The organism is Chryseobacterium sp. StRB126 (genome assembly GCF_000829375.1).
GTDB lineage: Bacteria > Bacteroidota > Bacteroidia > Flavobacteriales > Weeksellaceae > Chryseobacterium.
The window spans coordinates 359505-385801 of sequence record NZ_AP014624.1 but is presented as its reverse complement, the minus strand read 5'-3'; the positions used below and the strand labels follow the sequence as shown (position 1 = coordinate 385801).

The following is a 26297-nucleotide window of genomic DNA, read 5'->3' as shown; positions in this document are numbered from 1 at the left end:
GTGAAAAGAAAAATTATAACCTTAGGAACAATCTTATTTTTAACTACAGTTGTTCAGGCTCAGCAAAATCCAAGAGCCAGCTCTATAACAAATAATCTTCAGGAGTTATCAAGAATTAGTGAAGCTTCAGGAAGTCCCAATGTTGAGATTCCAATTGCAAAGCTGGAAATTAAAGACTATACTCTTCCATTGTCTCTTAGATATGATGGAAGAGGGGTAAAAGTGAGTTCAGAAGCCAGTAATATTGGGCTTAATTGGGATGTGAATGGAGTGGGTGTTATTACTAGGTTAAGAAGAGGGGTTCAGGATGAATCTTCAGATGGTGTTGTATATGCTACATATAAGACATATCAAATTCCTATAGGAACACCTCCTGGTCAGGTTAATCCTACAATAGAATGCATGGGATTGAGTTATTATCCGGAAAACAAAGGACTTCTGGGAGTGCTTGCGAATAATATTAGCATGATTAATCAATATAAAACCAACCCCAGGCCGATTACAGGAAACACAACTGTTAGTTCTAAATTTTTTAGTGCTTATCATGACAATAATGATCTTTTTGTAGTAACAATCCCAGGAAAAGAAACCTTCGAGTTCTATTTTGGATTAGATGGTAATATACATGTTATTAATGATGAAAATTATAAAGTTGTAGGAGATAAAAAAGGAGCAGACATATTTCAGGAATTTACTCTTACAGATGAGAATGGAGTGAAATATATATTTGCAGCTATCGAATTAGATTTACCGGGAACAGATTATGTCAATTTCACTCAGAAGACTTTTGGGGGGGTAATTATGCCTGTAACTTCTGCTAATGATATTAAGCCGACGAATACAGACTTTACGGTAGATCATCCTTATTGTGCTCCCAATGATCCGATATATCCTGCACCATTGGATTTAAGAGCAAGATATGAGAAAAATAAAAAAATACCGATTAGCTGGTATTTATCAAAAATTGAAAATAGGTATGGTGAAGTTATATCTTTTGATTATGAAACAAAAAAATCTCTAACATTTAAAAGAGCATCAGGATCTTATTATCCCTACCCTGCAAATTCGTGGAGCACTAGTAAAATAACATTGGAAACGAAGCGGAAACTGAATATGGTACCTATCATTAAGAGTATTCAATCTTCATCTTCAAAAATTGCATTTAATTATGGGGAGGTTCGAAAAGATATTTATGATGCAGGTAGATCCAGTACCTTACAGAAACTCAATGAGATCGTGGTGTCCAGTATTAATAAAACAAATAATACAGAGACTGTTGTTAATAAAGCTCGTTTAGTACAGGTGGATATTGAATCTACTGAAAAGAATATTCATGCAGATCCTGGAATAGATAAGGCAGTATATACCAGGATGTTTTTAACAGAAATAGCGCTTAGTGATAAAAACGGAGTCCCTGTTAATAAATATAATTTTAAATATAAGACCCCTCGAAACCTTCCTAATAAACAGTCTTTCCAGATTGACCATTGGGGCTTTTATAAAGCAGGAGATCCTAAACGTTTCATACCCAACCTATTTTATTACCCAACTGATAATAAAATAAATATTGATATTTCTCCTTTTTCTCTCTATAAAAGAGATCAGTTTACAGGAACAGAGCTTCAAACAGCTGGTACTTCATATACCAAAGATAGTACCCCAAAGCTAGAAGATGCAGTCTCGGGATCATTAGAAAGTATCTCAAGTTTAGGAGGGAAAGTGTTGTATACTTATGATTTGAATTATTTTACTTATTACAATCAAAAAAGAGAAGGACCTGGTCTTAGAGTGAAAGAATCTACTACAGATTCAGGAAATGGGCAGTTTACAGAGGAATACACATATGGTGCTAATGGAGATGGTACAGGTACTTTACTGGAAGTTCCTAAAATCAGCGGTGTAACCTGGGGCGGGCAGTCCGAGTATGCTGAACCTGAGAAATATGTAAGTGCAAGTGGAGATAATGAGTATTCTTTCTATTATGGTTCTGTAAAGAAAACAAGAAAAAAAGATAATACAACTCTTGGATATACCATTAATGAGTATAGTACATTTACCCCAATCTATACAAAGCAGATTGATATAGATGACTTTCATTATAAATCCCCAATGATTTATGATTCCTATGCAACCAGAACAACAAATATAGATACGGGGAATGGGGGTATTATTTATATTGGGCTAGACAACAGGTATTATTATTATATTCCGGAAGCAGATTTTAAAGGAATTAATGGAAAACTAAAATCCAGTAAAGTTTATAATTCAGGCAATCAGATTGTTAAGTCTGTTTTACATGATTATAAGTTAAAATGGAAAGAAACTGACCTTATTGTTGATGGCTGGTATGGAGGAGGATTAGGAAAGTTCTATTCTTTCAATTATGATCTCAGTAAAACAGAAACTACGGAATATTTTGGTAATGGAAGTGTTTCGTCGTCAGTTAATTATGTGAGAAATAATGAAAGGAAAATTAAAGATATTTTCAAAACAATCGGAGGAGCAAACGAGGAAGAACATATCAAATATGCATATGAAGGAAACGATAGTAATGCATTGACGATTAAAAATGAGAATAGGTTAAATGAAATAAGCGAGCATACTATTATAGATCAGGGAAAAACTACTTATACTAAGAATGTATTGAATCAATTTTCAGTTCCATTTTTAGTTCCAACAGGTGGTTTTGTCAATAAACCTCTTATTGAAAAAGCATATAGTCAGAAAAGTTTTGACGGAGTAGATTACAGAAAGGGAGCCCAAACATTACGACAAGGTATCTATGGAAATGTGATTGAATCAATCAATGAACAGGAGGTATCTTCTACAACTATTTGGGGATACAACCATACTCAGCCTATCGCAAAAATAGAGGGAGCAAGTTATGCACAGGTAATGCAGGCTTTTGGCTTGGATGGAAACGATAATAAAGCTTATCTGCAACTGGAAATCGTAAAGAAATCTGATGTAGATATTGATGAAAATTCGGAGAATGCTCTGGCTTTGGAGCTGAATAACTTTAAAAATAAGCCGGAACTGAAAGATTTTCAGATTACCACCTATACCTATGATCCGCTTATAGGAGCAAAAAAAGATTACACCCCCTTCTGGAGTTAGCGAGCAATATAAATATGATGATGCAGGGAGGCTTGAAAAAGTTATCAATGCTGATAATAATATCGTAAAAGAATATAAATATAATATTACTCCTACTTATTATTACAGTGACGAAGCAAGCAAAACTTTTACAAGTGTTTGTGGGCCCGGGACTCTGCCTTCACCTGTAACTTATGTTGTTCCTGCGGCTAAATATGTATCTACAGTAAGCCAGGTAGAGGCAGATCAGATGGCACAGAATGATATTAATGCTAATGGACTTAATTATGCCACTACTAATGGAATCTGTACTCCATATGTATGTACTATTACTCCTACCCATCTTGCCGATATCTATTATTCTTCTTTCCAGGAAACTGCTTTTGGCCATATAAAAGTAACTCTAAGCTTTCCTATAACTGGGTATAACGGATCTACACCTAATTGGTCTAATGGAGTGTTTATAGGAACATTAGATAGTTTATGCAGACCAACTTCTTATAAAAATTTCAATGTATCCTCAAATGGTGGAGGCTGGAGTGTATCATTGGGGCCAGCTGGAGATGTTACAGTAAGGTCTACAGGAGGAAACTCAGGAAGTTCAGCCACTTTATATTTTGAATATGATAAATAAAAACTAGCCATGAAAAAAATAATAATCCCAATCGGTTTAGTGCTTTCTATAAGTACTTTAAAATCACAATCAAACCTCGAGAATTATGTACAGGCCCGTACCTATCTTGAACCCGTAACCACCTCCCAGCCCAACGCAAAGCAAATGCGTAAAGTTGAGTATTATGATGGATTAGGAAAATTAAAACAAATTGTAAATGTAAAAATAACTCCGCAGGGAAGAGATGTTGTGATCCCGGTTATCTATGATGGATTTGGAAGACAAACAAGAGAATATCTTCCCGTACCTCAGTCAGGAACACAAGATGGACTTATTTATACCCAGAACTCTGGATTAGTTCCGTTCCCGGTAGGAGATCCACAAAACCTTTATACAAATGAGAGAGCATTTTCAGAAAAAGTATTGGAAAGCTCTCCGCTGGATAGGCTTCAGCAGCAGATCCAGATAGGGACTGATTGGATGGGAAAACCGATAAAATATGATAATGAGGCCAATACAGCAGCCGATGCAGTAAAGAAATTTACTACTTCTACAAGCTGGGTAGGAGGAGCTACCAAAAGTATTCCTTCTAATGCTGGTGTCTATGGAGCCAATCAGTTATATAAGAACACAGTTACCGATGAAGATGGAAACAAGACGATTGAGTTTAAAAATGGTAAAGGACAGGTTATTCTGATAAGGAATGTCGTAAGCAGTTCAGAAAATGCAGATACTTATTATATTTATAACGAATATAACCAGTTAGCTTTTGTAGTTCCGCCAATGCTATCCAAAATCCAGAGCTGGACTCCTGCAGATCAGGACAATCTGGCTTACGAATATCGGTATAATGGTGGAAACCTTATGGTAGAAAAAAAGCTTCCGGGAAAAGACTGGGAGTATATGGTATATGATAAATCGGACAGACTAATATTATCTCAGGATGCTAATTTGAGAGCTCAAAATAAATGGGTGATCTCTAAGTATGATAAGTTGGGAAGAGTAGTGTACACAGGCTATTTAACAGGAGGAGAAAGGGCTGACAGACAAAATGAAATAAAAGATCTACTGATTATCGAAAGCAGAAATTCCACCGGATTTACCCGAAATGGAATAACTGTTTATTATACAGATAATAATTTTGTTGGGCAAATTCCTACTCTACTAAGTGTCAATTATTATGACAGCTATCCTCCATATAATTTTAATCCTGATCTTACTATTCCGGGAAAGACTGTGCTTACAGAGGTTCCTAATGCAGACGGAAGAAGCACCAAAGGATTACCTGTAGCAACTCTGTTGAAGAATGTTGAAGATGATAATTGGACGAAGAATTACACTCTTTATGATGATAAAGCAAGAGTGATAGGATCCCATTCTATTAACTATTTGGGGGGATATACCAGAATAGAAACGGATCTGGATTTTTCCGGAGTTACTCTGAGTACAAAAACAAAGCATTTCAGAAGAACTACTGAACCAGAGGTTAATGTGAAAGAACGTTTTGAATATGATAATCAGAACAGATTGTTAAAACATTATCACCAGGTAGATTATTGGCCGGAACAGTTATTGGCAGAGAATATTTATAACGAGTTTGCTCAGTTAGCTACCAAAAAGGTGGGAAACAACCTGCAAAGTATTGATTATGCTTACAATGTTAAAGGCTGGTTGACAGATGTCAACAAAGATCAGATGGGAATTCCTGACTTGGGTGGAAAACTATTTGCATATAAAATTAAATATAACCAGAAGAATGGTATCACAAAGCCGGACCCTGTTTTATTTGCAGGAAAAGATGTGCAGGCTAGATATAACGGAAATATTGCAGAAGTAGACTGGAGGGCTGTGGAATCGATAGGAGCAAATCCTCCAATGGAGCCTAAAAGATATGGATATGTTTATGATAGCTTAAACAGAGTGACAGCCGGATATTATCAAAATCCGAATAATCCCTATTCCAGAGAGCATACAGAATCCATCGACTATGACTTAAACGGAAATATTACAAACCTTTACAGAACATCTGTGATGGAAAACGGGAATACAACAGCTACTGTAATTGACAATATCGAATATACCAATGTAGGAAACCATGCGGTAAAAATGAAAGACCTCAGTAAGAATAAATCCGGGTATGAAGGTACTGTAGGATCTCTTATTGAATACGACCTGAATGGGAATATGAAAAATATGTTCGATAAACAGATCTCAGATATTGGTTATAATCATTTAAATTTACAGAATTCATTGGTGATAGGTGGTGGACAAGTCACTACAGAGATAAATAGTAAGTTCCGATCTGATGGGGTAAAAGTTCGTAAAGAGAATACCCTCACAAGTATAGGAATTACGAGTACAACCTGGACTAAAGAGATTACAGACTATCTTGACGGATTTCAGTATTTAAATAAAACCGCTTCAAATAATGGCGGCGGCGGTAGTACTGATATGTTTTCTAAAACATCTTCGGAATCTCAGGTCGCTCTTGAGATGGAAGCCTTCAAAAAAATACCACCAATTGATCTGGATCCTCTACCGATTGATCCTATTGTTAAAAACCCTCATAATCCAGAGCTCCAATTCTTTGCAACAACCGAAGGATTCTATGATTATCAGAAAAAATCCTATATTTACCAGTACAAAGACCATTTGGGGAATGTAAGGGTAAGTTTCAGTAGAAATAACCAGAATGGGGCTTTTGAAATCACTGATGCCAATGATTACTATCCTTTTGGAATGAATCATTTAAAAACAGGAGGAGCTTATTTTGGAGCAGGAAGTTATAAAAACTATAAGTATAACAGAAAAGAGCTCCAGGAGACAGGAATGTATGATTACGGATGGCGTCATTATATGCCTGATGTTGGTAGATGGACTACATCAGATCCGCTGATAAAAGATCTTGATTTTACCTTTAATCCAAATGAAGCAGATGATGATGATGACGATGATATCTCTGCAGGAATACTTCTTGCTAATGGGGGCGGAGTATTTAACGTAAAGAACCTAAACCCATACGCCTATGGATATAATGATCCGATCAGGTATGATGATCCGGATGGAAGATGTCCCAACTGTCTGACTGCACTGGGAGGAGCTCTGATTGGGGGTGGTCTGGAATTAGGTGGACAGCTTTTGTCAGGAAAATCATTCAAAGAAGTAGACTGGGCTGATGTTGCTATAGAAACAGGTAAAGGAGCATTAGCCGGTGCAGGCCTTGGTGTTGGAGCCAAATTCCTTGTAGAGGCAGGATCAGTAGTCGCTAAAGCAGCTGTAGATTATTCCGGAAATGAAGGAAATCAGAATATTTTCAATGGTAAAAAGTCTGGTAGTAAAGCTTGGGCTGACGGTTTAATGGATGTTGCAGCTGGAAAAGCAGGCGGGGCTGCAGCGAAACAGTTAAATAAAGTATCAGGTAAGTTTTTGGCAAAAGCCACTGTAGCAGAAACAAAGGCCTTAAGAAATGTAACGCTGGCTACCAATAATTTTAATAGACTAACCAATGGAGGAAGGAATATGTATGGAGTAAATGCAACGTTAGCTACCTCTAAATTAGCGAAATCAAAGGCTGTAGCTCAAGTAGCAAGAAAAAATGCTGCTGCTGCCAAAATAACGAAAACCGTAGTGAAAAATGGAGAAATTGTTAATAAAGCCATTCAAGGATCGTTAGGAGATAAAATAAAATCATGGTTTGGGTTTTAATAATATGAAAGATAAATTAAAAGTTTTTGCTACTATAGCAGTCTTAATGTTAGGAATATATTTTATAGCAACTACAATCCGAAAGAATGTATTGGAAGATATTGACTATGTGAACCAAGACTATGAAATTACCAATGGAATAGTAACAAAAAAGTCTACATACAAAGGTAATAATGTATGGGTAAAATATACTGTTAATGGAACCGAATATATCGAATCAGATGGTTTTTCTGAGTCTGAAAACTTTAAAGTGGGAGATACAGTCAAGGTAAAGTACTCAAAAACTAAACCTGAATTAATGATAACCCAGTTTAATGATCAGTTTTAATGGATAGTATGAAAAATATATTGAGAATCTTGCTGATATGTTTGTCAGGAATTTTACACTCACAAAATTTCAAAGGAGAAATAGTGTATTCCAATACTTATGAAAGTAAAGTGGCACAGCTTAGTAATAACCAGCTGAATGTAATGCTGGGAACCACTCAGAATTACTTTACCCAAAATGGAAATTATAAATCTATTTCCAATGGAAAACTTATTCTTTGGCAATTGTATATCAATAAAGAAAATAAGCTTTACAACAAGATGGGAAACTCTGAAACGGTATACTGGAATGATTGTAGCATACAAGGAGATGAGGTATTGAAAGCAGAAGTCAAAAAGAATGCTGCTACAATACTTGGTAAAACATGTGATGAAGTGATCTTAGTATGTAAAAGTGGAATTCAGAAATATTATTTCAATTCCTCAGTTAGTGTAGATCCGAATCTTTTCAAGAATCATAAATTCGGTAATTGGTATGATTATATTTCCAAAGCAAGAGCTTTTCCATTAAAAATGATTATTGAAAATCAACAGTTTAAAATGGTAAGTATTGCAACCAAGATAGATAATAAAGATGTAGCCGATTCTTTTTTTGATCTTCCGAAAGATGTAAAACTTGAACAGAGTAAATAATAATACTATTATTCAAATCAATAAAGATCCCCCTAAATTTGGGGGATCTTTTGTTTGATGTTAGTATAAATTTTGAAACTCTTACTTCCTCTCATACTTCCAATTCCTTCCTTTTCCTTCTGCAATCCATTCCAAAGCCTGCTCCATTCTTTTATTGCGGGTAGTTTCTGTTTTCGCATCTATAATCCATGTGATATATTCTTTTCTGAAGGATGGTGAGGCTTTTTCAAAAATGGCTAATGTTTTTGACTGAGCTTCTAATGCAGATTGAAAATAATCAGGAATTTCTACTTCTGTTTTGGAAGGGGCTGCTTTTTTCATGGTAACCCCCATATCTGTAAGCTCCATAGCTTCTTTAATGGCTTTTTTCAGCTGAGGTTTTGAGGGAAGATCTTCAATCCTGGTGATTCTGCCTAAGCTAAACATAGAGCTCTTCTCAATATCTTGAGTAATTTCCTGAATGGTTTTTATCTCTTTTTCCAGCCAGAACCCGAAGGTACAGTGTTGTTTGAAAGAAGCCATAGCACAAAGGTTTTTCCCTTTGTAAATAAAATGTGGAAAACTCCACTTCATGGTTTCTTCTGCGTCTGGGCAGTACTCATGAACGGTTTCGCGTAAATAATTCAGAATCGGCCTTGCAAAATCCTGCGACTTTTCAATATAAGTATCTATTGTTGAGCTGTATTTTTCCATGTTTTTATTGGAATAATTGTACGGCTTCATTAACCAAAAACTTCACCTGATCCGGTCTTCCTCTATCATTTTTAGGATTATTAGCATAGCTTCCTGTTTTCACGATCACCATATTATGTTCCGGAACCATAATGATATATTGCCCCTGAAGACCTAGAAAATAATAATGTTTGATTGGGTTGTCATGATTGGTCCAAAGCCCCATTCCGTAAATGTTTTCCGATTTTTCTGTCGGAGTTCTCATCTGCTCAATAAAATCTGTATTAAGGATCTGCTGATCTCCAATTTTGCCATCATTCAGAAACAGCTGTCCAATTTTTGCAAAGTCCCTTGTATTGGAATGAATACAGCAATAGGTTTTTTCCATTCCATGGTCATCAGTGCTCCATTTCGCATTTTGTTCCATTCCCATTGGAATCCAGAATTTTTCAGATAGATAGCTTGCCAATGGCTGCTTCAGTGCTTTTTTCAGAGCAAAACCAAGAAGCTGAGTGGTTCCGCTTTGATATTCAAATCTTGTTCCCGGCTGCTCTTTGAATTTTCGTGAAAATACAGCCTTTACCAGACTCTTTCCATAATAAGCTTTGGCATTGGGCAGAAACGGATTATTATAGTTTTCATCCCAATCGAGGCCGGATTCCATCTGAGCCAGATTTTTAAGAGTGACTTCATTTCCGAAAGTTTTCTCTTTAAATTCAGCATGAAAGTCAGAAAGCTTTTCATCAATGTTGTTGATAAGTCCTTCTTCCAGAGCTTTCCCCAAAAGCATGACAGTCACAGCTTTGGCCATAGAAAAAGAATTGGTTTGTGAAAGCTGATTATAGCCGTCCCAATATTGTTCGTGAATAATTTCACCATTCTTTATCACTATAAAAGATGCTGTTTTAGACTGTTTTAAATCATCAACTAAAACTTTAGGTAGTTCTTTTTTATTATATTCAGCATGTTCTTCCCATTGTTTGGGAGATCCTGCAGCAATAGAATTACTGGGAAATAGATTTCCATCATCAATATGGGCACTTGATCTTCCTTTAAGGTAGGTTTTGGAAATACCACTGAATAAATAATCATATCCGAAAAAGTAAGCTGCCGCAGCTCCGGCTGCAGCTCCTCCTATCATGTATTTTAGTATTCTCATTTTTTGTCAATCGGTCTTTAACAAATTTAAAATAATTTGGGTGAAAAAATAAAAATGAATCATCAAATACATTATTTTTGTTTAATTGATGAAAAACATGACCAGAAAACTTATTGTATTGATGTGCTTCCTGCTGTCAGCAGCAGGGATTTCCCAGACCTATAAAGCGATAGATACTGCAGATTACCTTCAGCGGAAAGAATTCTTGAAAAATTTTACAGCTCACAACGAAAGCCTGATAAAAGGGCTAAGGTCACAATATTCAGGAAGAACGGGTTCTGAAATGTCTAAAATTTATAAAGAATTCGGAACTGATTTTGAAAATCAGGTGAAAAACAAAGACTTTGTGTTCAAGTCTGAATTTGATGCGGTCATTAAATCTTTGGTAGAACGTCTCAGAAAAAATAACCCAAAAATACCTCAGGATCTTAAAATTTTGATTGCAAGAGATAATACTCCTAATGCTTATTGTCTGGCAGATGGAACTTTTGTTATTAACATGGGACTGTATAACTGGATGGATAATGAAGCTCAGGTAGCGGGTGTAATTTCCCATGAACTAGGGCATAAAATAGAAGATCATACGCTGAAATCTGTCCTGAATATTGTTGAACAGAATACATTGGATAAATCTGCAGTACAAAATATCAAGGAAACAACAGATCGACTCAGCCTGGGGCGTAATGAAAAAGCATTTGATATTCTTAAAAACAGGATTTACAAAAAAAGTGTAGAGAAGAGAAAGCTTGAAATGCAGGCAGACAATCTGGGATATGTTATTTTTAAAAACAGTGATTTTAAGAAGAGTGAATTTATCAACGGACTACAAAAACTTCAAATATTTGATACAATCTCTCCAAGAGAACTTAAAATAGAGACCTATAAGAAGCTTTTTGATCTTCCAAAGCAGGCTTTCAGTGAGAAGTGGATGAAGAAAGAAGATTTTTCACTCTACAATTATAACTTTTATAAAGAAAAACTGAATAAAGACTCTTTAGCATCTCACCCTGAAATGGTAAAAAGAATAGAGAGTCTTAAAAAAACTTTTCCTGAGCTGAATATTTCCGAAGAACCGGAAAAACCGTCAGAGGCTTATCTTGCTCTGAAAAAGACCGCAAGAATGGAGATCCTTCCAAATTATTTTCATTCAGAAGATTATGGATTGGGGATTTATGTAGCGATGCAATTCCTTCAGGATGGTGAAGAAGAAAAATACTATAAAAATTGGCTGGGAAAATGTTTTTCTAAAATTTATGAAGCCCGAAAAAATTATAATCTGAACCGCTATCTGGACAGGGTGGAGCCTAAGGGTCAAAGTGAAAGCTATCAACAATTTCTGAATTTCATGTGGAACCTAAGCCTGGATGAGATTAAAAATATTTCAGATTATTATCAGGCTGCCGGAATTGCTACAACATCAAAATGATAGTAAAGACGAATAATGCTCCCACAAATCTGCGTGATCTCCTTGATCTGTCAGGCCATTAAAACAGCAGCGAATTTTTAGAAATAAAAAGCTATCTCAAACAGGAGATAGCTTTTGTTTTAGCAACGAATGCACGAATAGAAAATGCTGTGGATTAGTAGTTCAGTTTTTCTAAACGGATCTTATTGTATTTGTCTTTTGTGTTGTATTCGCGGAGAAGAATATAGCCTTCTTTGGCAACATAAGGTGTTACCTGATAGTTGTCTTTTTCGGAGATAGGAATAATTTCCTGCTTGAACTTCCCATCAATAACCGTATTGATGAATAGATTCCACTTTTTCTGTCTTGTTACTTCATCTTTCTGGTAATCGCGGTAGAAGAAAACCACGTCTTTTCCACCGTTGAGGTATTGTGAGAACAGATAATCACTGTTTACCCATTTTGATTTTTCTTTTTCAAAAACCTGAACATTTTTCACCTTGAAATCTTTATCTGTATAGATGTAAACGAGATCTGTTGTTTTGGGAGCATTATATTGTCCTGCTGGTTTATATTTTTCAGATAAAATTCCCACACTTCCATCATTCATAAAATACATATCCTTGGTCTGAAGGATATAACCGTTTTCCACCATTCCGTTTTTATTCACTTTTGGAAGGAAGGCTGCAATATTAGGCTCATAATTGATTGTTTTAGTATCTGTAGTAAAATCTTTTTTGTCTACCATCATTCTTGCAAATCCTACAGACTGAGAGTCATCATAGTTTCTTCCCACAAGAACTACTTTATCATCGAAAGTTTTGTCATTATCTATTTTTCTGTAATCAGAGTAGAAAGAATCAATATTAGCTGTTGTATCATCAGACAGTCCGGTAACCAGTTTGTTGGAAGTTTCTTTTCCGGTTTTCATATCAAGAACCAAGAGAGTGAATGTTTTCTGCTTTTCATTTACTTTTTTCATGATGCAGTACATATAATTATCATCTCTTTCCAGAACAGATAAGGTGGTGTAAATTTTCTTGGTTCCGTCAGTATTGTATTTATATCTCCAGACCTCCTTTTTATTTTCATCAAACTTCATAAGGCTGTTGTTATTTTCATACTTTCCATAATCTTTGTACTCTACAGCAAAATAACCGCCTTCTTTTAGCTCACCTACGGCAGAAACGTAGTTGTACCCTTTATCTTTTTTCTCATCACGGTTTTCCTTACGCTGTTCCTTCCAACTTTTAGGTTCGTTGATTTCTTTGAAGCTTCCATCTTCGAGATAATCATAATATACCTTTCTGGTAATGGTATTGGTTTTCGGATTGATGACCATGGAAACAGGAGTGAAGACTTCTCTGCTTTTTATCAGAGAATAATCCATCATGGATGGCTTTAGAATAATTTGTCCTTTGAAGTCCACATATCCCCAATAAGAGGTTGCGGTGATATCGCCTTCAAATTCCTTATTGGCAACAGGATTGAGGTTCTTATCCAATATAACGTATTCAAATTTCTTGGTTTTATCCCCAGATTTTCCGTAAGAATAGATGGAAACATAGCCGTAAAGATTGTCTTTATCATCAAACAGCGCATTCATTCCTACATGGTCTCCTGCCGCTAATGTTGTTAAATCCTGGGTTTGGGAAAATGCAAATGTCTGGATGAGCCCAAACACCAATAAAGTGATTTTTTTCATGGTTGAATTTTGGACTAAAATAATAAATTATAGGATATATTGAAGAAAAATAAAAAAGCTCTGAAACCAGAGCTTTTTATTTGAAAAATTATTTATTGTATTCGTAGTTATATGTATGAATATTTGTCCCGAAAGTTGAGGTTGTGTAAGTCATGACACTCTTAGTAGGGTAAGCAGCATTATTAAAAGTATGAGCTGCAGTTGTTTTGTTTTTACCATTTACAGTTCCTGTATAATCTTCATTTCTGCTAATTAAATTATTATAACTCAGTTCGCCGTCACTTAAATAAAATAAATCAATTTTCACATAGCCCTTTACATTTTTCATTGGATGATTGGAGCTATCATAGGTATTAGCAACATTATAGGTTGTTCCATGATAAGTATAGTTTGTGGAAGCCACATTCCCATTATTGGTTAGATATGCATCTACTTGGGCAAATTCAATATTTGAATATGTTCCTGTTGATGGGTTATACGTAGATCCTTTATATTCATTAAACTTAACGTGAGTATCACTTACGTATTGATAGTTTTTTGTGTAAACCAATGTACCGAAATCTGTTCGGGTTACTTTTTCAGAGGCTATCTTTCCATTAGAATAAGTGAATTCTCTTACTTGTCTTATTTTTCCACCTTCAAATTCCTCAGTTTTTACAATGTTATCACCACTATAGGTATATACTGTTTTTTCATCATCCGTAGTACTGAAAGATTCTGTGATCTTGTCACCATTGTATTTGAATTCAAGTATAAAAGTATCTCCATCATCTGTAGTTTCGGTGACCTTTTTTAGAAGATAAGGAGTTGGAGTGGTATTATTGTCATTGGTAGTATCATCGTTTGAAGAGCTACAGCTTACAATTACGGCTATAGTTAGCGATGAAATGATTAATTTCTTCATAGTTTATAATTAGTTTTTTTTTAATAGCTTCAAAAGTAATCATTTTCACAATATGGATATATTTTTTTTGAAAATGAAAAAAGCCCTGAAAAATCAGGGCTTTAATGTTATATTTTAGAAAGTAGATTTCTGAAGTTGGTTTTCTCATCAATGATTCTTCTCAATTCTGAAACCGGAACTCTTTCCTGCTGCATTGTATCTCTGTCTCTGATGGTCACCGTATGATCCGTTAATGAGTCGTGATCTACAGTGATACAATATGGAGTACCAATAGCATCCTGTCTTCTGTAACGTTTTCCGATCGCATCTTTTTCTTCGTAGAATAAGTTGAAATCATATTTCAGATCGTTAAAGATCTTCTCAGCATATTCAGCTAAACCGTCCTTCTTCATCAATGGAAGGATAGCAGCCTTAATTGGCGCTAATGCCGGAGGTAAGGATAAAACTGTTCTTTCTGAACCGTCTTCCAATACTTCATCTCTTAAGCAATGGGAGAAGATAGATAAGAATAATCTGTCTAAACCTACAGAAGTCTCCACTACATAAGGAACATAGTTTTCGTTTCTTTCAGGATCAAAGTATTGAAGTTTTCTTCCTGAGAACTTTTCATGAGCTTTAAGGTCAAAATCTGTTCTGGAGTGAATACCTTCCAATTCTTTGAAACCAAATGGGAAGTTGAATTCAATATCCGCTGCAGCATTGGCATAGTGAGCTAATTTTTCGTGATCGTGGAATCTGTAGTTGTCACTACCTAATCCTAATGCCAAGTGCCAGTTCAGACGTTTTTGTTTCCATTGCTCGTAGAATTCAAGTTCTGTACCCGGAGCTACGAAGAACTGCATTTCCATTTGTTCGAATTCACGCATTCTGAAGATGAACTGTCTTGCAACAATCTCATTTCTGAAGGCTTTACCAATCTGGGCAATACCGAAAGGAAGCTTATGACGTGAAGTTTTCTGAACATTCAAGTAGTTTACGAAAATACCCTGAGCCGTTTCTGGTCTCAAATAAAGATCCATAGCGCTGTCTGCAGAAGCTCCTAATTTAGTTCCGAACATTAAGTTGAACTGTCTTACTTCCGTCCAGTTTTTAGAACCTGTATCCGGATCAGCAATTTCAAGCTCTTCAATTAAAGCTTTTACATCAGCAAGGTCTTCATTTTCTAAAGACTTTGCCAGTCTTGAAAGAATAGCTTCTCTTTTTGCTCTGTATTCTAAAATTTTTGGATTCGTAGCAACAAACTGATCTTTATCGAAAGCTTCCCCGAATCTCTTCGCTGCCTTTTCGATTTCTTTATTCTCTTTATCTTCAATTTTCGCGCAGTAGTCTTCCACCAAAACATCTGCTCTGAATCGTTTTTTAGAATCTTTATTATCAATCAATGGATCGTTGAAAGCATCTACGTGGCCTGATGCTTTCCATGTTGTTGGATGCATAAGGATCGCCGAATCAATACCCACAATATTTTCGTTAAGCTGTACCATAGCTTTCCACCAGTATTGTTTGATATTATTTTTAAGTTCAGCCCCATTCTGTCCATAATCATAAACAGCGGATAAACCATCATAGATCTCACTGGAAGGGAAAATAAATCCATATTCTTTAGCGTGAGAAATTACTTTCTTGAAAACATCTTCTTGCTTTGCCATAATTTTTTTACGTCTGATGTGCAAAAATATGAATTTGGATTCCAAAATCATGAAATTCAACAAAAAAAGCTATTAATAATACTGTAAATACTTTTATTTTCATTTTTAGAAGCCGGGAACCTGCTTTCGCTACTCGCTTTTTCTGGAGTTTCGCGGCGGCAAAGCCGCCGCGAAACTCCAGAAAAGAGCTCAAACATACCGCTCAATCAGGGCTAATAAAACCTAACGGGTTTCAAAAACCCGTTAGGTTTAGAATAAATCTATCATTAAACGTTGAAGGTTTTCTCATCTGAAATAAGAATCAGTAGAAAAATTTCTACTTTTGCCCCATGTTAGAAATTCTTTATCGTGACGAGCATATTATTGCCATCAACAAACCCAGCGGACTATTGGTTCATAAATCCTTTTATGCCGGAGAAGCAGATACTTATGCTATTCAGGAACTGAGAAACCAGATTGGGCAAAAAGTGTTTCCTGTACATCGGTTAGACCGAAAAACTTCGGGTGTTCTGCTGTTTACTTTAGATAAAGATACCCTTAGAATCATGAGCGAACAATTTGCATCACGCGAAGTGGAGAAGAAATATCTGGCCATTCTTCGTGGTTGGACAACAGAAGAAGAAACCATCGATTACGACTTGGTTAATGAAAATGAAGTTACACAAAATGCAGTTACATACTACCGTCGTTTGCAGACTTCGGAAATAGATTTACCCTTTTTAAAGCATCAGACTTCGAGATATTCTTTGGTAGAAGCAATTCCTGAAACGGGAAGGTTTCATCAGTTAAGAAAACATTTTAAACATATTCTGCATCCTATTTTAGGCTGCCGTAAACATGGCTGCAATAAACAAAATAAGTTGTGGCTTCAAACATTTGGTATCAACAAAATGACACTTCATGCTCATCAATTAATATTCAATCATCCTGTTTCTGACGAAAGAATTACCGTCAATGCAACTATAGATGAAGAGTTCAGAAGAGTAGGAGATATTTTGAATTTTGATTTGAGTCAGTATTCTTAATTTATAACGAAAGGGAAAGTCAATCCTTGTCAAGGTTTTAAACCTTGACAAGGATCCAGGGACAAACTCTGTAATTAGTTTTTAAGCTGCTGCTTAGAGATAATGATAATGAAATTCCTTTATTTACCGTGACGTTCACAAAATTTTATTGCGAAGTGATTTTTATTTTTCAGTTGCTAAAGCACTTCGTTCAGCAAATGGGAACAGATTCTTAGCTTTGTGAAACACCCTTGCGAATAAAAATGTTTTCAGGATGGTCATGCTCTTTTGCGATCAAAGCATTTAAAAAAATCACTGAGTTTGCAGAGTATATAGATCTTATTAGCCTTATAGATGTTATGTATTAATCATTTTGATAAAATATCATAGGTTAATCCACGATTAATTTTAAAATGAGTAATTTTGTAAAACTTTTTTTCAATGTACAAATCGCTCATTCGTCCAATTCTTTTCAAATTTGATCCCGAAGAAGTGCATCACTTTACTTTTTCGATGCTTAAAAATTTTGGATTCCTTACTAAATTATTTTTCCCAAAACCTATTGAAGACAAACGTCTGGAAAGAGAAGTTTTCGGATTGAAGTTTAAAAATCCTGTAGGATTGGCTGCCGGTTTTGATAAAAATGCTGTTTTATTCAACGAATTGGGAGACTTAGGTTTCGGATTTGTAGAAATCGGGACTGTAACACCAAGGGCTCAGGCAGGAAATCCTAAGAAAAGATTATTCCGTCTTATTGAAGATGGGGGGATCATCAACAGAATGGGATTCAACAATGATGGTCTTCAGGCTGCTATTGAAAAGTTAAAATCTAATAAAGGGAAAATAATCATCGGCGGAAACATCGGAAAAAATACAGATACAAAACCTGAAAACTATACACAGGATTATCTGGATTGTTTTGAAGGTCTTCATCCTCATGTAGATTATTTTGTACTCAATGTAAGCTGTCCGAATGTAGGAAGCCACGCGAAATTGGAAGATGTGGAATACCTTCGTGAGCTAATTACGGAAGTAAAGAAAATCAATCTGTCAAAATCTGTACAGAAACCCATACTACTTAAAATTGCTCCCGATCTTAATAACACCCAGTTGGACGAAATTGTAGAGCTGATTGCAGAAACAAAAATAGATGGAGTAATTGTTTCCAATACTTCAGTAAACAGAGAAGGGCTGAAAACATCTCCTGAAGTTTTAGAGCAAATAGGAAATGGGGGATTAAGCGGAAAACCTATTCGTGAGAGAAGTACAAAAATGATTAAGTATCTTTCCGATAAAAGTAACAGAGCATTCCCAATCATTGGAGTAGGAGGAATTCACTCAGCCAAAGATGCTATTGAAAAATTAGATGCCGGTGCAAGTCTGGTTCAGTTGTATACCGGATTTATCTATGAAGGCCCGGAATTGATTAACGAAATCAACAAAGAGATTTTAAAAAGAGCAAGCAGATTGCCTAGATAATATAAAAAGAGGGCTCAGAAAATGAGCCCTCTTTTATTTTGATTTTATTACAGATGCATTTTTAAGATCAACCGTCAATGTATGAGACGGAGAAGAATCCGATTTTCTTATTTTATACTGTATCGTTTTACCATCCTTTGATTTTATCTGTGTAGTATCATACATATTTTCCAGGCAGCTTTCGGTAAGGAATTCCTCATAGTGTTTATAATTCCAGTCTTTGGTAAAATAAAGAACCCTGTAGCCTTTTTCTCCTTCGCTGGCCCCACACCTTCCACACGCATTAAGGTTGGAAGAGTGATCAAAATATAATAAAACTCGGTTTCCTTTCTCGCCGGAAACGTAAGAGATTAGTTCATTTCCGCCATACAGATTAATAACATCAAAGGTGTTGATTCTTTTGTTATTGGGTAAAATCAGATAATTATTGTAACGGTAGATCATATCATTACCGGTAAATAGCTTTGCAGGTTGAACTTTGTCTTTATTCCCTAAATAAAAACTCCCAGGAATAGGGTTTTCCTGAGTTTGATATTGCCCAAATAAGATGGTTTCTTTTGGAGTAAGAGCTTTTGCCATTTCAGCTACTTTTTCCACATCCTGTGGCGACTTGATTTTTTCTTTAAACTGTTTGGAATTCTGTTGATGCTTCGGTCCGAAATTGTATAATGACAGTTTCCCATAATCATAAAGTCCGGTTAGTGGAATTTTCTTCTGATATTTATCATAATAATACCAGCCATCTACAAAATGCTGATATAAGTTACAATCCGGAATGCCATCATAATGAAGCTGTAACGTAACAGGAACTCCTGCAATTTCTCCCTTAAAGATCTGGGAAGAGTCTGTAATCTGCTTTAACTGAACTTTCTGGCAGAAGAAAAACGTCAGATAGAAAGATAATAATAGAGTGAAAATCTTTGTCATAGCTGGATATTGCTGTTTTAAATAAAAAAGTGAGCAATGGTATAGATAATCAAACCTACCAGACCACCTACTAATGTCCCATTAACACGGATGAACTGGAGATCTTTTCCTACTTCCAGTTCCAGTTTTTCACTTAGCTCTTTACCCTGCCAGTTGCCCACAGTGGTACTGATGAGGTTCCCAAATTGATGGGTATTTTTGAGAATATATTTATAAGCCGTTACCCGAACCCAATGATCGATTTTATTCTGAAGATTTTCATCCGTTTTTAAGTTTTGTGAAAACTCATTCAGATTTTTGGAAAGATAACTTTTCAATGCAGAATGATCTTCCTGAAGTTCTTTCATCAGTGTTTTCTTGATGGAAACCCAAATGTCATTGGAATATTCTTCAAGCTTATCATTTTTAAGAAGCCCGTTTTTGATGGTTTTAAATTCCTCATCCCATTTGGGATCTTCTTTAAGGTCTACAGAAAATTCATGAATTTTTTGAGTAATCAACCCTCTCACTTCATGTTCTGGATTCTCTTCTATTTCTTTGAAAAAATCAGATAAGCCATCCGCGATCTTATCGGCAATTTTATTATCAACAAAAGATGGGATAAAAGTATAACTTCCTTTTTTTACCCGGTCCTTAATCATTTCATCATTTTGAATAATGTATTCCTTGATCTGTTTGGAAAGGTTGGTGATGATTCTCTGATGGTCATTCTTTTCCAGAATATAATGGATTCCGTTTCCTACCACCTTGTTGAGCTTAATATCATCCGTCATTTCTGATACCTTTTTACTAATGAACTGACTCACGGTAGAATCATCAAGCTTAGTGAGAATATCAAGAACAATATCAGACAGGTTTCGAATCAGAATATCCTGGTTTTTTTCTTTAGCCAGCCACTCTCCGGCAAAACCGGAAACTTTTATTTTTTGAATATACGGCCGGATATTTTGAGGAGAAAGAAAATTGCTGACTACAAAACTTCCCAGATTATCTCCCAGCTTTTGCTTACTGTTTTCAATCAGATTGGTATGAGGAATCGGAAGTCCGAGTGGATGACGGAATAACGCGGTAACTGCAAACCAATCGGCCAACGCTCCTACCATGGCCGCTTCTGCAAAAGCACGAACATACCCAATCCAATGAGAGGAGCTGGACTTCTGCATAATGGTTGTCACAATGAAAATAAGGGCCATCAGAACAAATAGGCCTGTGGCAAATGCCTTATATTTTCTAAGCTGTTTTCTTTTTGCTTCGTCATTCATATTCTCAAATTTACTAAATTTGGTTATCAAATCATTCAATATTTGAACTACAAAAGGTCCAAGAGTTTTATTTTAAACAGTTTAGAGTACTTTAGGATGTTTAATATGATGTCTCATGAGTTTGCATAAGATGAAAATCAAAGATTTTCATAAACTAAAGTGCACTTTAAAACAGTTAGTATGTTACTTCTTAAACTTAAGTGTTTTAAATAGGCCATCACTTTTGTCGTTAAGAAATAAATGATTAAAATTTACGATGAAATTTTTAGTTTCAGCTATCATATTAATTTTTCTGCAGGAATGTACGCAGAAACAGAAACCTATTAAAATCACTTCTATGGAAAATACAGAAGCAAAAAACAATCCATACTATTCGAGAATCGATACTGCCAAGCTAAATATCTCCAATGAGGAATGGAAGAAAATTCTGCCCCCGGATCTTTATGCAATCTCAAGAGAAGCTGCTACAGAAAGAGCTTTTACTGGAAAATATAATGATTTCGATGAGTTAGGAGATTATTATTGTGCGGTTTGTGGTAATCATTTATTTCGCTCCACTTCAAAATTTTCAAGCAGCTGTGGATGGCCAAGTTTCTTTGAAGCAGATAAGGAAGGGGTTTACTATAAAAGAGATACGGCCTATGGAATGGAAAGAGTAGAAGTGCTTTGCAAAAGATGTGATTCCCATCTGGGGCATGTCTTTGATGATGGTCCAAAACCTACAGGATTGAGGTATTGTATGAATTCTATTAGCTTGGAATTTGTTGGCGATTCGCAAAAATAATGGGCTTTATTTCACAGAATCAGGACGTTAAAGTTTCTTAAATTCAGTTAAACTTTTTAGACTTATAAGTGGCTGATAGCGATGTTTTTATAATTTTGCCCCACTAATTTGGTACTAATATATTATTGAATGAAAGGATTTTATGGCGTAATAGGCCTTCTTTACATGGTGACGACCTCATTCTACATTTCTCCAAGAGCAGAGGTGAAGAATGTAAGTATCACCACAACAAAAACAAAAAGAGTAACGGACACGAAATCTGAAAAGAGTGCTGCAGAAACAGTCTCTTCGGCAGAAGCATTATACAAAACAATTGAATTTGATCCTGAACATGAACTGAACTATGAAGTTTTTTCCAAGGCATTAACAGGATTTGAAAATCTCAAGAAAGCAGGATTGCTTACGGATGAGTCGCATTTATTAACGGTATGCGATTTTTCTATGTCTTCCAATACCAAAAGACTTTGGGTTATTGATCTTAACGACAAAAAAGTACTGTTCAACTCACTAGTTGCCCACGGTAAAAATACAGGTGAAGAATTTGCTACGAATTTTTCTAACACGGAAAGTTCGCAGCAAAGCAGCATGGGGTTTTATATCACGGATGCAACTTATCAGGGAGATAACGGTTATTCATTGAGATTATTAGGAATGGATAAGGGATTCAATGATGCAGCGTATAAAAGAGCTATTGTAATGCATGGAGCCGATTATGTAAGTGATACATTTGCAGCAGTGCATAAAAGAATCGGAAGAAGCTGGGGCTGCCCTGCAGTACCTAGAGAGCTGTCGCAATCCATGATTAATACGATAAAAGGTAGAAATTTATTATTCATCTATTATCCCGATCAAAATTACCTTTCCTCTTCGGAATGGTTAAAAGCGTAGTAAAAAGCAGTCGTTCAGACTGCTTTTTATTTTTTTGAAAAAAAATCTACCGTAAATACACTTCCTTTAGACATCTCAGAATCTACATAAAGGCTTCCTTCATGAATTTCCACAATTCTTTTTACAATAGAAAGTCCTATTCCGTTCCCTTTTTCAAAACTTTTATTGGAGCCCCTATAGAACAAATCAAATATTTTTGAAAGATCCTGTTCTGAAATTCCTACACCATGATCTACAAAGCGGATTTTTATAGATGGGCTGTACGCTTCAATTTCTACACGGCAACTTTTATCTTTGGAATACTTGCAGGCATTTTCCATAAGATTTGAAAAGGCAACTTGTAATAAATAAGGGTTACCATACCAATCGTAATTGCTTTTCTCTTCGTCATTACTTATATAGTTGATTCCAATTTTATAATGGACATTTTTTTTGATCAGTGCCAGCTTCGCCTCTGCTAAAATTTCATCTAAACGAATATGGGTAAAGCTGATCTGTGAAACATCATAACTGGCTCTGGCAAAGTCTAGAAGTGCTGATGATAGTTCTGAGGCATCATTAGCATCCTGAAGGGCATTGTCAATGGAAATTTTATAGTCATCTAGTGTCACATTCAGTTCTTTTGCAAGCTCTAATTCTGCAATAAGTGTAGATAACGGTGTCCGGAATTCATGGGAAATGGTCGTAACAAATTGTTTATGATTGTTAAATGATTTTTCCAATCGGTTAAAGGTAGAATTGAAAGTTTCGGTAAGTTCGTAAATTTCATCTTTGGCCTTTGGCACATCAAGGCGCCTGTTGAGATTGTGTTCTGAAATATCACGAATTTGAAGGATGATATCTTTTAAAGGTTTCAAAGTATAATAGGAAAAAAGAAACCCGATAATGAAAATAAAAATAATCGAACTGACGTAAATGATAATAATATCTTTCTTAAACTCTGCGATATGCGCATTTCCCGTTACATCCACGGCACTTCCGATGATATAATAATCTTCTCCTGCTGATTTGAATTTGATGGCAATATACTGACGGTCACCCTGCTGCCAGAATATTCTGTTTTTGTTGGATTTAATAATTTTATCTAGATACTTTTCATTGCTTTTCAATGGCGGAATATCCGTAAATGTCAGTTTTTTTTGGCTGTTGTAAACGCTGATATCAGCTTCATTCAGCAATTTTTGATTTCTCTGATGAAGTTCACGGATCTTTTCATCACTGATTCGTACATCAAAAATAAATTCAGAGCGCCAGATGACTTTATATCCCAAACGATCATTAAACTCATCTTCCCTGTTTTTTTCAGAGACAACATACAGTACATAAGCAAACATAAAGAGAATGCCTGCCGTAAGAATGGCATAAATTAATGCTGTTCTGGTTGCTATTTTCATAATTGTGAGGCAAAAATAAATCCGACACCCGGTTTGGTGTGAATGAGTTTGGTATCGAAATTCTTGTCTATTTTTTTTCTTAAATAGGCAATGTACACATCAATATAGTTAGTTCCGGTATCAAAATGATTTCCCCATACATTATCAGCAATTTCTTCACGGGTGAGAATTCTTTCTGCATTGCTTACAAGAAAAACCAGGAGTTTGAATTCTTTCGGAGTAAGTTCTATTTCTTCATCATTTCTAAAGACACGATTAATTTTTCGATTAATCTTAAGATCATGATATTCCAGATCAGTAAGGTAAGTTTCTTTGGCTTTGTTTGAGCTTCTTTGGAGAATAGCCTTTATTCTGACAAAAAGCTCCCTTATTTCAAATGGTTTTACCATATAGTCATCGGCTCCGGCATCAAACCCTTCTACCTTCTCATCAATTGTTCCTAATGCTGTAAGCATGATAATTGGGAGATCAGTATATTTCTGTTTAATGAATTTACATAGGTCTATGCCGTTCATTTTGGGAAGCATAATATCTGTAATAGCCAGATCAAAAGTTAATTTACCAAGCAGCGTAATAGCATCCTCTGCATCTTCAGAAATATATACCTGATAGCCCTGGCTTTCCAGCCCTCGCTTTAACAGACTTGAAACACGTGAATTATCTTCAATTATTAAAATTCTCATAAGGAAATAGTAAGCAGGTTGAAGGCTGATATTCAGTTCAGTATTTTGTTTTTAAAATATTGATTTCCAGATTGCCTTAAGCCCTTTGCAAAGGTATTTCTTATTTTCTTTTTATAATAGTGGATTAACTCTTTTAATAGTTTTCTATAAGGTTTCTAATAGATTTCTAATAATGGTCCCGGCTTTCCCTATCTAATTTTGTCCTGTTGAAATCAACAAAAAGATTAGAACAGAAAAATATGAAGACAAGATCTTTCAGAACCGGAATCGCTTTATTTGCCCTATTGGGAATGATGGGAAAATTAGAAGCTCAGAAAAAAAATGACTTTAATAACCCGGGATTGACGCATTATTTTAATGATGAACACTCACGTTATATCTCCCTAAGTGGTTATGCAGAATTATGGGCAAGATATACCCAGCTTAACCCTGGGAGCCTTATCAATAACGAAGCTAAATCAGATGTTTCAGACCTTTCTCTTCGAAGAGTCCGTGTCAAAATGACGTACAAGCCTACTGAAAAACTAATGTTTGTCCTACAGGGTGGAACTACCAATGTGAATGCCAATGCAAAAGGGAGTAATTATTTTGACCTATTGGATGCTTATGCAGAGTATGCTTTCAGTGATAAAATAGCTTTTGGAGCAGGGCGTTCTACCTGGAGAGGACTTTCAAGATTCACCACAGGTCCTTTGAATACATTACTGTATGATTTGCCGGCTTATGCAACATCCAACGCAGGGGCTACTGATTATACCGTACGTGAGCTCAGTGCATATATTAAAGGACAACTGGGTAAATTTGATTATCGGTTGGTGGTTGCAGATCCATATACCATGGCCACTTCAGATCCTAAATTTAATGTGGCCACTTTCAGTAAGAATTCTCCGGGGAAAGATTTTTCAGGGTATTTCAGATATGCTTTTTTAGATAACGAAAATATTTCAACACCTTTTAATTCAGGTACCTATGTTGGGAAAAAGAATGTGTTAAGCTTAGGAGCCGGTTTTGATTATATCCACAATGCGTTATGGCATCAGGATGCTGCCAAAAATACGGTGAATGACGATATGAAGAGCTTTGCTGTAGATTTATTTTATGATGCTCCTTTAAATAAAGAGAAAGGAACCTCAATAAGTGCTTATGGAATGGCTATGCATAATGACTACGGCCCTAATTACATCCGCTACGTAGGAACGAATAATCCGGCTACTTCCGTAGATGTTACACAAGCGAGTCTAAACGGTGCTGGAAATGCAATGCCGGTTATTGGAACAGGAAATACGTATTATGTACAATTAGGAGGAACGCTTCCTTACCTGAATAAAGAAAAGAAAAATCTACAGCTTCAGCCTGCTGTTGGGGTGCAGTTGTCTGATCTAAAAGGACTTCATGATAATGCTGTAGTCTATGATGCAGGAATATCATTGCTGATGAATGGAATGTCTTCCAGATTAACTTTTGATGCTCAGAATAGGCCTGTTTATACCAATGATCCATCAAATAATGCAGTTGTTTCAGATAGAAAATGGCAGTTTGTCCTTAAATACAGAATTGATTTTAATTAAAATATATGACTATGGAAAGAAGAAAGTTTTTATTCCGGTCAGTACAAGCTTCAGCTTTGCTACTTATTTCCGGAAATATGTTCGCATCTGCTTTACCTATGTTTAATCCTATAAAAAAGAAAAAAATGTACTTCCATTATTTATTATTCTGGCTGCGAAAAGATCTTTCAGAGCTAGAAATGAAAGAATTTGAAAATTTCTTTGAAGGTCTTAAAAAACTTCCTTATCAGAAGAATCTCCGTTATGGAAAACCTGCAGCATCAAGCCCTAGAAATGTGCTGGATAATACGTTTACCTATAACGCATCTATGGAATTTGACAGCCTGGAAGAGCTGGAAGCTTATGGCCAACTTCCTGAGCATCTTGCATTGGTACAAAAATATAAACCATTCTTTGAGAGGATGTTAGTTCACGATACTGTATATAATTAAAAATAAAAG

General features: G+C 35.6%; 21 protein-coding genes. 12 read left to right on the top strand and 9 right to left on the bottom strand.

Going from position 1 to position 26297, the window contains the following annotated elements; genetic code table 11:
* The 5 genes from CHSO_RS01730 to CHSO_RS01710 are packed head-to-tail and all read left to right on the top strand — an operon-like array spanning window position 1 to window position 8374.
* A complete protein-coding gene (locus CHSO_RS01730) occupies window positions 1-3117 on the top strand; it encodes a hypothetical protein (RefSeq protein WP_045491685.1) in 3117 nt (1038 codons plus the stop codon).
* Window positions 3095-3730, top strand: a complete 636-nt coding sequence (locus tag CHSO_RS01725; protein WP_316932471.1) for a DUF5977 domain-containing protein — start codon at window positions 3095-3097, stop codon at window positions 3728-3730. Before CHSO_RS01730 ends, CHSO_RS01725 begins: the two co-directional genes overlap by 23 nt.
* 9 nt (window positions 3731-3739) lie before the next feature.
* A complete protein-coding gene (locus tag CHSO_RS24850) occupies window positions 3740-7414 on the top strand; it encodes a DUF6443 domain-containing protein (protein WP_052480462.1) in 3675 nt (1224 codons plus the stop codon).
* Between the two features lie 46 nt (window positions 7415-7460).
* Window positions 7461-7742: a hypothetical protein gene (locus CHSO_RS01715; RefSeq protein WP_144428837.1), complete on the top strand. Its 282-nt coding sequence runs from the start codon at window positions 7461-7463 to the stop codon at window positions 7740-7742.
* Between the two features lie 8 nt (window positions 7743-7750).
* Complete coding sequence (locus CHSO_RS01710; protein WP_045501708.1) at window positions 7751-8374, top strand: hypothetical protein; 624 nt, start codon at window positions 7751-7753, stop codon at window positions 8372-8374.
* Between the two features lie 81 nt (window positions 8375-8455).
* Here the strand turns inward: CHSO_RS01710 and CHSO_RS01705 are convergent, their stop codons facing one another.
* Complete coding sequence (locus CHSO_RS01705) at window positions 8456-9067, bottom strand: YdeI/OmpD-associated family protein (RefSeq protein WP_045501706.1); 612 nt, start codon at window positions 9065-9067, stop codon at window positions 8456-8458.
* 4 nt (window positions 9068-9071) lie between these two features.
* Window positions 9072-10205, bottom strand: coding sequence for a serine hydrolase domain-containing protein (locus CHSO_RS01700; RefSeq protein WP_084220913.1), 1134 nt, complete (start codon window positions 10203-10205; stop codon window positions 9072-9074).
* 97 nt (window positions 10206-10302) lie between these two features.
* Here CHSO_RS01700 and CHSO_RS01695 point away from each other — a divergent pair, with 97 nt between their 5' ends.
* Complete coding sequence (locus CHSO_RS01695) at window positions 10303-11631, top strand: M48 family metalloprotease (RefSeq protein ID WP_232509136.1); 1329 nt, start codon at window positions 10303-10305, stop codon at window positions 11629-11631.
* Between the two features lie 154 nt (window positions 11632-11785).
* Here the strand turns inward: CHSO_RS01695 and CHSO_RS01690 are convergent, their stop codons facing one another.
* From CHSO_RS01690 to CHSO_RS01680, 3 genes are all read right to left on the bottom strand, one after another.
* Window positions 11786-13315, bottom strand: coding sequence for a hypothetical protein (locus CHSO_RS01690; RefSeq protein WP_045491677.1), 1530 nt, complete (start codon window positions 13313-13315; stop codon window positions 11786-11788).
* Between the two features lie 88 nt (window positions 13316-13403).
* Window positions 13404-14219, bottom strand: a complete 816-nt coding sequence (locus CHSO_RS01685) for a hypothetical protein (protein WP_045491675.1) — start codon at window positions 14217-14219, stop codon at window positions 13404-13406.
* A 107-nt stretch (window positions 14220-14326) separates the two neighbouring features.
* Window positions 14327-15868: a glycine--tRNA ligase gene (locus CHSO_RS01680; protein WP_045491672.1), complete on the bottom strand. Its 1542-nt coding sequence runs from the start codon at window positions 15866-15868 to the stop codon at window positions 14327-14329.
* Between the two features lie 329 nt (window positions 15869-16197).
* On the opposite strand from CHSO_RS01680, the gene CHSO_RS01670 reads away from it, so the two are divergent.
* Both CHSO_RS01670 and CHSO_RS01665 read left to right on the top strand, forming a co-directional pair.
* Window positions 16198-16893, top strand: coding sequence for a pseudouridine synthase (locus CHSO_RS01670; protein ID WP_045491666.1), 696 nt, complete (start codon window positions 16198-16200; stop codon window positions 16891-16893).
* A 420-nt stretch (window positions 16894-17313) separates the two neighbouring features.
* Window positions 17314-18351, top strand: coding sequence for a quinone-dependent dihydroorotate dehydrogenase (locus tag CHSO_RS01665; protein WP_045491663.1), 1038 nt, complete (start codon window positions 17314-17316; stop codon window positions 18349-18351).
* A gap of 33 nt (window positions 18352-18384) precedes the next feature.
* Here the strand turns inward: CHSO_RS01665 and CHSO_RS01660 are convergent, their stop codons facing one another.
* Together CHSO_RS01660 and CHSO_RS01655 are read right to left on the bottom strand one after the other, a co-directional pair.
* Window positions 18385-19278: a hypothetical protein gene (locus CHSO_RS01660; RefSeq protein ID WP_045491660.1), complete on the bottom strand. Its 894-nt coding sequence runs from the start codon at window positions 19276-19278 to the stop codon at window positions 18385-18387.
* A gap of 17 nt (window positions 19279-19295) precedes the next feature.
* On the bottom strand, window positions 19296-20540 hold the full coding sequence (locus CHSO_RS01655; protein ID WP_045491657.1) for a DUF445 domain-containing protein: 1245 nt from the start codon (window positions 20538-20540) through the stop codon (window positions 19296-19298).
* A gap of 256 nt (window positions 20541-20796) precedes the next feature.
* On the opposite strand from CHSO_RS01655, the gene msrB reads away from it, so the two are divergent.
* Window positions 20797-21324 (top strand): peptide-methionine (R)-S-oxide reductase MsrB, encoded by a 528-nt coding sequence (gene msrB, locus CHSO_RS01650; RefSeq protein WP_045491654.1) that lies wholly within the window; start codon window positions 20797-20799, stop codon window positions 21322-21324.
* A 129-nt stretch (window positions 21325-21453) separates the two neighbouring features.
* Window positions 21454-22212: a murein L,D-transpeptidase catalytic domain family protein gene (locus CHSO_RS01645; RefSeq protein ID WP_045491651.1), complete on the top strand. Its 759-nt coding sequence runs from the start codon at window positions 21454-21456 to the stop codon at window positions 22210-22212.
* Window positions 22213-22238: 26 nt separating this feature from the next.
* Here the strand turns inward: CHSO_RS01645 and CHSO_RS01640 are convergent, their stop codons facing one another.
* Together CHSO_RS01640 and CHSO_RS01635 are read right to left on the bottom strand one after the other, a co-directional pair.
* Entirely contained in the window at window positions 22239-23606 is a 1368-nt protein-coding gene (locus CHSO_RS01640; RefSeq protein WP_045491648.1) for a sensor histidine kinase, read from the bottom strand.
* Window positions 23603-24289, bottom strand: coding sequence for a response regulator transcription factor (locus CHSO_RS01635; protein WP_045491645.1), 687 nt, complete (start codon window positions 24287-24289; stop codon window positions 23603-23605). Before CHSO_RS01635 ends, CHSO_RS01640 begins: the two co-directional genes overlap by 4 nt.
* Window positions 24290-24528: 239 nt before the next feature.
* Between CHSO_RS01635 and CHSO_RS01630 the strand changes: the two genes are divergently transcribed.
* Complete coding sequence (locus tag CHSO_RS01630; protein WP_144428836.1) at window positions 24529-25857, top strand: hypothetical protein; 1329 nt, start codon at window positions 24529-24531, stop codon at window positions 25855-25857.
* Between the two features lie 11 nt (window positions 25858-25868).
* Window positions 25869-26288, top strand: a complete 420-nt coding sequence (locus tag CHSO_RS01625) for a Dabb family protein (protein ID WP_045501702.1) — start codon at window positions 25869-25871, stop codon at window positions 26286-26288.
* The last annotated feature ends 9 nt before the right edge of the window (window positions 26289-26297 follow it).